General features: G+C 67.1%; 10 protein-coding genes. 5 read left to right on the top strand and 5 right to left on the bottom strand.

Annotated features, from left to right (window positions below):
- Positions 1 to 215: 215 nt before the first annotated feature.
- Positions 216 to 500: a hypothetical protein gene (locus GY937_07825; GenBank protein MCP5056625.1), complete on the bottom strand. Its 285-nt coding sequence runs from the start codon at positions 498 to 500 to the stop codon at positions 216 to 218.
- A gap of 381 nt (positions 501 to 881) precedes the next feature.
- On the opposite strand from GY937_07825, the gene GY937_07820 reads away from it, so the two are divergent.
- On the top strand, positions 882 to 1,547 hold the full coding sequence (locus GY937_07820) for a hypothetical protein (GenBank protein ID MCP5056624.1): 666 nt from the start codon (positions 882 to 884) through the stop codon (positions 1,545 to 1,547).
- 159 nt (positions 1,548 to 1,706) lie between these two features.
- On the opposite strand, the gene GY937_07815 is transcribed toward GY937_07820, so the two are convergent.
- Positions 1,707 to 1,973, bottom strand: a complete 267-nt coding sequence (locus tag GY937_07815) for a hypothetical protein (GenBank protein ID MCP5056623.1) — start codon at positions 1,971 to 1,973, stop codon at positions 1,707 to 1,709.
- On the opposite strand from GY937_07815, the gene GY937_07810 reads away from it, so the two are divergent.
- Together GY937_07810 and GY937_07805 are read left to right on the top strand one after the other, a co-directional pair.
- Positions 1,960 to 3,048 (top strand): DUF3604 domain-containing protein, encoded by a 1,089-nt coding sequence (locus GY937_07810; GenBank protein ID MCP5056622.1) that lies wholly within the window; start codon positions 1,960 to 1,962, stop codon positions 3,046 to 3,048. The genes GY937_07815 and GY937_07810 overlap by 14 nt on opposite strands.
- A gap of 109 nt (positions 3,049 to 3,157) precedes the next feature.
- Complete coding sequence (locus GY937_07805; protein ID MCP5056621.1) at positions 3,158 to 3,547, top strand: hypothetical protein; 390 nt, start codon at positions 3,158 to 3,160, stop codon at positions 3,545 to 3,547.
- Here the strand turns inward: GY937_07805 and GY937_07800 are convergent.
- The gene (locus tag GY937_07800) at positions 3,511 to 4,683 is read right to left on the bottom strand and encodes a hypothetical protein (protein ID MCP5056620.1); all 1,173 of its coding nucleotides are present in this window, start codon (positions 4,681 to 4,683) and stop codon (positions 3,511 to 3,513) included. The genes GY937_07805 and GY937_07800 overlap by 37 nt on opposite strands.
- Positions 4,684 to 5,022: 339 nt before the next feature.
- On the opposite strand from GY937_07800, the gene GY937_07795 reads away from it, so the two are divergent.
- Positions 5,023 to 5,817, top strand: a complete 795-nt coding sequence (locus tag GY937_07795; protein MCP5056619.1) for a PEP-CTERM sorting domain-containing protein — start codon at positions 5,023 to 5,025, stop codon at positions 5,815 to 5,817.
- Positions 5,818 to 6,449: 632 nt separating this feature from the next.
- Here GY937_07795 and GY937_07790 read toward each other — a convergent pair.
- The gene (locus tag GY937_07790) at positions 6,450 to 7,121 is read right to left on the bottom strand and encodes an amidohydrolase family protein (protein ID MCP5056618.1); all 672 of its coding nucleotides are present in this window, start codon (positions 7,119 to 7,121) and stop codon (positions 6,450 to 6,452) included.
- Positions 7,118 to 8,275: a hypothetical protein gene (locus GY937_07785; protein ID MCP5056617.1), complete on the bottom strand. Its 1,158-nt coding sequence runs from the start codon at positions 8,273 to 8,275 to the stop codon at positions 7,118 to 7,120. The genes GY937_07790 and GY937_07785 overlap by 4 nt, the downstream gene beginning before the upstream one ends.
- A 67-nt stretch (positions 8,276 to 8,342) precedes the next feature.
- Here GY937_07785 and GY937_07780 point away from each other — a divergent pair, with 67 nt between their 5' ends.
- Positions 8,343 to 8,513 carry a hypothetical protein gene (locus GY937_07780; protein ID MCP5056616.1) on the top strand — a complete coding sequence of 57 codons (171 nt, stop codon included), beginning with the start codon at positions 8,343 to 8,345 and terminating at the stop codon, positions 8,511 to 8,513.
- Positions 8,514 to 8,708: the final 195 nt, after the last annotated feature.

Genomic DNA, 8,708 nt, shown 5'->3' with positions numbered 1-8,708 from the left:
CGGCAGCTTCCCAGCTCGATCGCCAGATCAGACACTACCTCGTGGCTCTCGATCGCGAACTCGACACCGATCCGACCGACACCGATTCGCCGTTCTGACGAGAAACCAGCACTCGCGCGCGACCACGGCTAGATGATCAGATTTCTACGGTTTCTCGTGATCGCCAACACCCCCGCCTCTTTTCTACCATTTGAAGGAGTGAAGCACGGGGTTTTTCAGCACCCTGTTAGGGCACTCTGGACGACTTCAGGGATTTCAGGCGGCCTCTCGGTGAAGTCTCCGCCGAAGTCGGTCACCCCGAACGCACCCGCCGGGAGGTCGAATACGCCGGTGGTCGCATCGCGGGTGGCCTCTCCGGCGCCCATCGCCGGGATCACCAGGAGGCCGTCGAAGATGTCGATGGTCAGGGTGCCCTGGAAGCCGATCGCGGTCGCCTGGTGGACCGGAACCAGGGTCGCGAGGGCCAGCCACAGCGTCAGTAATCGAACTCGACTCAGCATCGCCGCCTCCTTGTGCGTTCTCGCATTGGAGGTGGCTCGTGAGGGCCGAAAGTGTCATGGCATGCGCGGAAATTGCCCAATGGGCGCTCCGCTAGCGATGAGTCCTCATTCTCCCCAGAGGGACTTGTCAAATCACCCCCTTATCGGACACGAATCCCCCGTTGGAACTCCTATTCTCGTAGTCAGGTCGCGTCGTCCATGCAAGATATTGCGTTGCTGTGGAGTCGGCTTCCGTAGGCGACCGTCATTGAGAACGCCACTACCGGCATCGGCCGGCCCCGCAAGAAGTTGCACCCGGCAACTCATCCAGCCAACTCCCCGGCGCAAGAGCGGATTGGGCCTGACCGTCATGCGTGGCACGCATCGTGCTAGACGGAGTGCATGACGAATTCGAACATCCGACGACAACCCGGTCTGGCTTCTCCGCTCTTCGCGCTCCTTGCGGCCGTCCTCCTCTCTGCGCCGGCGGCAGCAACCAGTTTCACAGTGCATGGATACGAGTTGGGCGAACGGGTCACACTCACCTCGGGCCGTCAGGTCTGGACGGCCCAGCTCGATGCATCACTCGATGACGTACATGGGATCTCCTTCTGCGTGGACGTCGACAAGTACATCGGAGTCGGCTCCTTCCACGTGCGCGACGTGCTCGACCCGTACACCGCGAGTTCACCGCCCCTCGAGACGCCCCGTGACTTCGCGTTCGCCGGCTCGGTCATGGACAACTATGGCTACGATGTGGGCATGCTCACCGGCGGCGCGGTTACACGCACGCAGGCGATTACCGGCGTGCAAGCTGCGATCTGGGACGGCATCTATGGCGGTGGAGTGGTGCAGCTTTCGAGCCTTTCGCCGGGAGCTCGCTCGACCTACGACACGGTCATGGCGGGGACCAGAAGCGGTCACACGGAGCGCGCAGTGATCGTGGAGATGTCCCGCCGCCAGGATCAAGTCTTTTCGAACCCGATCCCCGAGCCCGGTGCAGCCCTGGTGTTCGCGCTGGGTGCGGTGATCGTGCGAGGTGCCGCGAACCGACGACGGTTGGTCTAGCCCCACATTCCCAGAGGCGATCCGAAGATAGAGGGTCTAAGCTGGGTTTTCGCTCAACGACTGGGTAGTAGATGTTCCGTTAACTACACGTCGACGGGGGGGGATCCCGCTGTTGGGGTCTACACTCCGCCCGGCGTCTCCCTGGACAAACAACTGACGTCAGCCCAGCACGACCCGAACCAGCAGACGCTGGTCGAGATCATGTCGGGCCACGGGAACTCCGAGGAGTACCGGGCGTGGCGTGAGTTCGAGCACGGAGCGGACGGCGAGCGGATCTGTCCGGAGCGGACCCCGGACTACCTGCCCTGCTGCTGGCGCGCCGGGGAGATCATGCGGGAGCGTTGCGGCGACCTGCCCGGCCCGGAGTGCGAGGTGCGGGTGGCGGAGGCCCGGCGCCTCGCGCTCGAGGCCAATGTATCGCCCCATCTCGTCTTCCCCGACTCGGAGGTCGAGGATTGGCTCGACTGCGGGCAGTGCCGCGACTGCTTCAAGCCCGCCTTCAGCCAGCGCCCCCGGGAAACGGTCCAGTACGGCATGGCGCTCTCGAACTTCGAAGCGGCGGGCGCCGACGGCGATCCGCTGCGGCTTCATCGCCTCCAGCGACAATCACAAGGCGCGCCCGGGAACGGGATACAAGCAGTACGAGCGGCGCCTGATGGCCGACATGGCGGGGACGCGCTCGGAGTTCTATCGCGACCTGAACCGGCGCTTCGCGGGCGTCGGCGACGCCGATCCCCGCCGGCCTCAGCTGGTGGCGATCCGCAGTGGACTCCAGGTCCGCGAGACGGAGCGCGTTGCCAGCTTCTTCTACACCGGCGGGCTGGTCGCGCTGCACGCGGACCGCTCGGATCGCCCGTCCATCTGGCAGGCGCTTCGGCGGCGCGAGGTCTACGGCACGAGCGGCCCGCGCATCCTGCTCTGGTTCGACCTGCTGAACGGCTCCGAGGGCGTGTCCCCGATGGGGAGCGAGCACGCCTTTGCGGGCACGCCCCGCTTCGAGGTTCGTGCCGTGGGGGCCTTGGAGCAGAAGCCCGGCTGCCCGGAGGAGAGCGTTCGCGGTCTCTCGCCACAGCGGCTCGAACGGCTCTGCCGCGGCGAGTGCCATCACCCGGGAGACGAGCGACACACGATCTCCGCCGTCGAGATCGTCCGCATCCGGCCCCAGGCGCGCGCCGATGAGCCCGTGGACGCGTTGATCGAGGATCCCTGGCTGCGCTTCGACTGCGAGCCCGACGCCGAAGGCTGCTCGGTCGTCTTCGAGGATCCGGACTACGCGGCCTCGGGGCGCGATGTGCTCTACTACGCGCGGGCGATCCAAGAGCCGACCCCGGCTGTCAACGGAGCCGACTTGCGCACCGAGTTCGATGCCGACGGCAATGCATTGCGCACGCGCCCCTGCTACGGCGACTACCGCACGGCGTCCGACGACGACTGCCTGGCGCCGGTATCCGAACGGGCCTGGTCGTCGCCCATTTTCCTGAACCAGCCGCGGGAGCGATGAGGCGTTGCCAGCCGTCCGCAAGCTTTGGGCTTGGGGGCCGGGGGGACCGATGATCGGCTGCGAAGACCGTTGCGGTCGCGCTCGCTGCGGCGGGCCGGGCTGAGCGGCGATGGATCGGCTGCGCGCCGTGCGTTGGCTGCTGGGCGCGGCTCTGCTCGGTCTCGCGGTTCATCTGGTGGTGGGCGAGAAGCCCTGGGAAGGAGAGGCCGCCGAGCTGGTTCGCCAGGGCAGGACGCCCTACCTGCTCGATCTGGCGCGGATCCATCGCTACTGGATCAGCCTCGGCAACCTGGTCGTGGTGGCGCTGCCGTGCTGGGCGCTTCTGCTGGGGATCGGTCTGGAGACGGCGTTCGCGCGCTTACGTCCGCCGGGCACACGCAGGTGGCTCACGTTCATCGCGTTGGCGCTCTTCTGGGTGGCCTACTCCGGCTTCGAGCCGCGCGGCCACATGCTGGTTCATCGCTACCGGGGGGCCGGCTCCGGCGGGCCCACCAGATAGACCCCCACGTCATCTCCCCCGAGCTCCCATTCGTCGGAGTCGCGCAGCCGGTTGGGCCCGAAGCTGTAGAGGAAGAGACTCCGGCGCCCTTCCGCGTCGGCGCACTTGTAGCGGAGCCAGTAGGCCGTGCTCCACGGGTCGATCAGGAACTCGGCGCGCTGCTCCGGAAGGCCGCGCTCCACCAGGGCCAGGAACTCGCCGTCGGCCAGGAATGCGCCGTCGCTCGCCACCGACAGCCCGTAGAGGCGCTTGTGGACGCCGCAGTGGATCGCGCGGCGCACGCGCCGGTCGCGCCCGTGGGCGTCGACGTCACGGGCCAGCGCCTCCAGCTCGAGGCGCGCTTCCTCGACGGCGGCGGGGTCGGCGCTCCGCTGGCGGCGCGAGAGCGCATCGTTGGCGAGGCCGAGGCCGAGCGCCAGCGCCCCGGCGAGCGCCACGGCAGCGGTGGCGGGCCGTCGCACGGCCGGGGAGGTTGCGTCTCGGAACTCGTGAGCGCGCATCAGCGCGGCGAACAGGAACCCCAGGCCGACCATCAGCTCCACTATCTCGCCGGCGAAGTCCCACGGATAGATCTCGTAGACCACCAGCGACACGGCGAAGATGGGAATCAGGCCTGCCGGCGGTCCAACCACGGCGAGGCCGCGAAGCAATCGAGCCACGGGCGGCGCCAGCGCGAGCAGCGGAAGGGCGATGCCGTAGCCCGCGATCACCGCCGAGAAGACGAGCATGCGCAGGTCGGTCGCGATGACGTTGTGCAGGTTCGCCTCCTGCTGGTAGTTGTGCTCGAGGAAGTACGCGGGCGGCTGGAAGCCGAGCAGCCGTTGGCCCCACGAGATCTCCTCCATGGCGACGAAGAGGCAGAAGAGCGCCACCCCGCCGAGGAACCAGGGGAGCTGCCCCGTGCTCCGGCGCTGGCGCCAGGCGGCCAGTGCCCAGGTGCCGCTCGCCAGGAAGAAGGCCCAGAAGCTGACCCACTCGACCGTGCCGTCCTCCTGGACCGTGCGATAGAAGAACTCGGGGTCGCGGAGCTCGAGGGCCCAGGCGAAAGCGAGCACCCCGAGCACCAGCAGGTTGGCCAGCAGCGTGGCCGCGCGGTCCGCGGCCTGACTCTTGGGCGCGGGTCGGTGGTCAACCATCTCCGCTGTACTGCCTTCCACGCCTGGCCCAAGGGGTTGGGCCGGGCTCATTGGATGGGGCGTTTTGAGCCCACGTCCTTGGGCAAGGGTACCGGGGAAGAGACGCTCGGGGAGAAAGGGTGTTCCCTTCTGGAGGAAGAGCCTTTCCCTCGCCTGGGGGCCGTGCCCCACGGGGGCTCGCCCTGACTCTGCAACCCTTTGATATTGCTTCGAAAGACGAATTCTGCCGAGAGCCTGAGTATGGGTACGGGGATTGCAGTGGCGCAACATGGCACTTTCGTCGTTGGGCGACTCGGTGCCGGTGAAGTGTTGAAACGCAGGAAGTGTGGGAGTGGTTTTGTGACCAGAGTCAGCTTGCGGAATGTCTTGTGGCTCGGGTTGCTCGTGGGCCTCTTGTGGGCCGTTCCGGCCGGGGCGCTGCCGGTCAATCACGGGACCTTCGTCGGGACCGATGTCGACTTCGAGGACGTCACCGAGACGACCCAGAGCGCCGACGACGAGTGCCTCTTCACCACGACCAACGGTGCTGTTGATGGCGCGTGTGCGACGGCCCCGATCGTCGCCGGCAACCAGCTGCTGTTCTTCCCGACGGGCTTTACGGCCAGCACGACAGGCGGCGGCGCCGACACCACGGCCTCTCTGCTCAGTATGTTCATCCAGAGCACAGGCAGCGGCATCATCCCGTCGCTCGTGATCTCCGAGTTCGGTGACACCGTGCTCGCCGGCAGCGGGACGGCCGTCACCGAGACCGAGGTCGCGATGATCGGCACCCTGACGGTCATGGAGGTCGACGGCACGTTTGGCTTCAACACGTCGTGCTTCATCGACTTCGGCGCGGCCTGCGTCATCCCCTTCACCGCCACCTACTCGCCTTCGAACACCTTCGACCTGGTGTCGGATCCCGGCGCCACCAACTGGTCGGCGACGGTCAACGTAGACCTCTTGGGGTTCGACGCGACGAAGATCCAGCTTCAGCTCGATAATCAACTGGACGCCTTCAGCGAGGCCTCGAGCTCGGCGCTCATCCAGAAGAAGGTCGTGAGCGTCGCCGCCATCACCGTGCCCGAGCCTGGAACGGCGCTGTTGGGCATCGGAGGCTTGCTCGGTTTTTTGCTGGCTCGTAGGAGCCGTTGACCGAGGATTGGAAGTACGGCGGGCGCCGTTGGGCATGCCTGCAATCGATTGATCCACGGGGTTCCGATACCCCGTAGGATCTTGAAGTTCTTGAGCCGCCTCCAGCGCTGCTGGCAGGAGGCAGCAGTTGGAGGCCCCGCTGGCTCCGGGCGAGATGGAGACCTTCTTCCAGACCCGGACGCTGTACGAGTCCACTACGAACCGCGCGACGGTGACCGGAACCGACGACGGGTCGGGCGGACTCTGCATGCCGGCCCAGGACGAGGTCCCGGTGACGGTGGTGCTGCCGCCGACGGGCAGCTTCAGCTGCTGGAATGCCAAGCCGATCGATGAGCTGAGCATGGAGTGGGGCGGTGCGCAGGACATCTGCGTGCAAGCCTGGGACGGTGAGATCGGCGCCAGCACCCTGCTGACGACGAAGGACGGGATCGCGCCCGGGGACATCTTCGAGGTGCCCGGGATGGGCGGGTCCCCGTACGTGCAGGAGTGGCAGATCTTCGCCGCGGGCGACTGCGGTGGCACACCGCTCGGTCAGTCGGAGTTCAAGATCTCCTGCCACGACGGCGCCATGAACGGCGTCGAGGACTGCGGCAAGAACCAGGGCAACGGAAAGTGGGACGACCCGGCCCTGATCAACGACTGGCTGCTCGAGGGCATGGCCGGTGACGAGGTGCTCGACTGCACGCCGGTCGTGATCGGAAACGGTGGCGGTGGCGGTGGCTTCTGCGGCCTGGGCGCGGAGCTGGCGTTCCTGCTGCCGCCGATCGTGTGGCTGCGCAACCGGCGCAGGCGGCAACGGGCCTAGGCCGCGCAGCGCTGCGAGGATGAGACGCCCCGGTCCGGAATGGGCCGGGGCGTCGTCGTCGCGGGCCTAGGGCGCGGTGCGCGCCGTCACGGCGCGAGCCAGCCGTCCCGCGAGTCCCGCGCAGCCCAGGGGCGCTCGAAGTGCGCTCCCTGGCGCTCCAACGCCATCTCGAGAACCCCGCGCGGGTAGAGAAGCGTCCCGCGGCGATCACCGCCTCCAGGCTGCCCAGGGCGGCGAGGTCGCGTGTGGGGTCGTCGAGGAACAGCAGCAGGTCCGCTGGAGCGCCTTCCTCCAGAGTTCCGAGGCCCGGCACACCGAGCCTCTCGCCGGCGCGGCGCGTCGCGATCACCCAGACCTCTTCAACGGGGATTCCGGCGTCGGTCAGCTGGCGCAGCTCCTCTTGCAGGGCTGCGCCGGGCACGACCAGCGGGTTGCCGGAGTCCGAGCCCGCGAGGATCGGGACCCCGGCTTCGCGCAGGGCGCCGAGTACCCGCTTCATGACCACCACCCGGGTGGCGGCGGGTGCGCCGCGAGAGGGCGCCAGGGCCGTCGCCAGCGGATTGAGCTCGGGGTTCCAGAGGATCTCGCGATAGTGGCGGGGCAGCAGCTGGGCCAGTGGGTCCGCCTCCAGCGCGCCCGGCTCCGACAGGCGCGCGTTGCGGGCGAAGGCGACCAGGGTCGGCGTGTGCGTGATGCGCAGCTTCTCGGACGTCTCCACGTACCAGCCTTCAGCCAGCCGAAATGCCGGAACGCCAAGAGCAATCCGCCCGCGATCACCATCAGGGATCCGAGCACTCCGAAGTAGCCGAACGGCCACTTGAGCTCGGGCATGTTCTCGAAGTTCATGCCGTAGATGCCGGTGATGAGCGTCAGGGGCAGCAGGACGCCCGAGAGCACCGTCAGCACCCGGGCGACGTCGCTGATCCGGTTCGAGGCGGCGGCCTGGATGCTGGCCAGGACGCCGTGGAGCAGGTCCCGCGAGGAGTCCACGGCCTCGCGGACCGCCTGGGCGTTGTGCAGCATCTCCCGGACGAAGCCCCGCGCGGCCGAGCTGATGAAGGGGTTCTGCTTGGTGGCCAGAAGCATCAGCACGATCTGTGCGCTTGCGGTGAGCTTCTTCAGTGTGAGGATGTTCCGGCCCGCCACGGCCAGGCCCATGGCCAGCTCTTCCTGGTGCCCGTCGAAGACGTGCTCCTGGATCACGTCCAGGAAGTTGTCGTTGGCGAGGTTGAGGTGGGCGTAGTCGTATGGGCAGCGCTCCAGGAACAGGAACGAGATGAAGCTGGGGGTCTGACCGGCCAGGCGGAAGGAGTCGACGCAGGAGCTACGCACGTCGTCCACGACGACCATCGAGCGGCGACGGAAGGTGATCACGAAGTCCGCGCCCAGGACCAGGACCATGCGCGCGAAGTCGATCTCCTCGATGGTTCGCGCCGTGTCGAGGTGCTCTTGGGGGTCGATCACCTGGTACAGGTAGAAGGCCACGCACTCCGGCCGCTCCACGATGCGCGGCAGGACCTCCGGCTCGTCGAAGTGCCCGATCAGTGCGAGGTCGATGTTCCAGCGGCGCAGAAGGTCGTTGAGGACGCTGATATCGTCCGCTTGCACATCGATCCAGCAGAAGGCGGCCGGATCCTGCGCCTCGCGCTCCAAGTCCTTCTGCTCGAAGCGGGAAGATAGAGGGTTTAAGCTGGGTTTTCGCTCAACGACTGGGTAGTAGATGTTCCGTCAACTACACGTCGACGGGGGGGATCCCGCTGTTGGGGGCAGCGTCGGCGGCGGCATCGGCACGCCGATGTACGTGCAGATGTGGTACAGGGACTTGGGCCTGCCCGATGGAGTCGGCTGGAGCGACGCCCTCGTCTTCGCCGTGTTGCCACCAGAATCCTGAGCAGGCGAAGGGGGCTGGTGTCGCCTGCGAACCGCGAACTGGAAACTGGGCCGAGGCGCTAGCCTGAACTATGCACGAAAGTTGGCTGAGAAGCTGGCTTTCCAATGTTTCAGCGTGCCGCGCGGCGATTGACGCTGACGGATCTCGTTTTGGGTGGTCGATGCCCATTCCGTGGCGCGAATGCGGAGTGTGCTT

It is taken from the genome of bacterium (assembly GCA_024228115.1).
In the GTDB taxonomy this organism is placed as follows: Bacteria; Myxococcota_A; UBA9160; order UBA9160; family UBA6930.
The sequence above is the reverse complement of the archived record's forward strand: the minus strand, read 5'-3'. Positions and strand labels throughout refer to the sequence as shown.

Coding starts and splice junctions, on each gene's coding strand:
- GY937_07825 (MCP5056625.1), bottom strand. CDS start 500: ATGCTGAGTCGAGTTCGATTACTGACGCTGTGGCTGGCCCTCGCGACC.
- GY937_07820 (MCP5056624.1), top strand. CDS start 882: ATGACGAATTCGAACATCCGACGACAACCCGGTCTGGCTTCTCCGCTC.
- GY937_07810 (MCP5056622.1), top strand. CDS start 1,960: ATGTATCGCCCCATCTCGTCTTCCCCGACTCGGAGGTCGAGGATTGGC.
- GY937_07815 (MCP5056623.1), bottom strand. CDS start 1,973: ATGGGGCGATACATTGGCCTCGAGCGCGAGGCGCCGGGCCTCCGCCAC.
- GY937_07805 (MCP5056621.1), top strand. CDS start 3,158: ATGGATCGGCTGCGCGCCGTGCGTTGGCTGCTGGGCGCGGCTCTGCTC.
- GY937_07800 (MCP5056620.1), bottom strand. CDS start 4,683: ATGGTTGACCACCGACCCGCGCCCAAGAGTCAGGCCGCGGACCGCGCG.
- GY937_07790 (MCP5056618.1), bottom strand. CDS start 7,121: ATGAAGCGGGTACTCGGCGCCCTGCGCGAAGCCGGGGTCCCGATCCTC.
- GY937_07780 (MCP5056616.1), top strand. CDS start 8,343: ATGTTCCGTCAACTACACGTCGACGGGGGGGATCCCGCTGTTGGGGGC.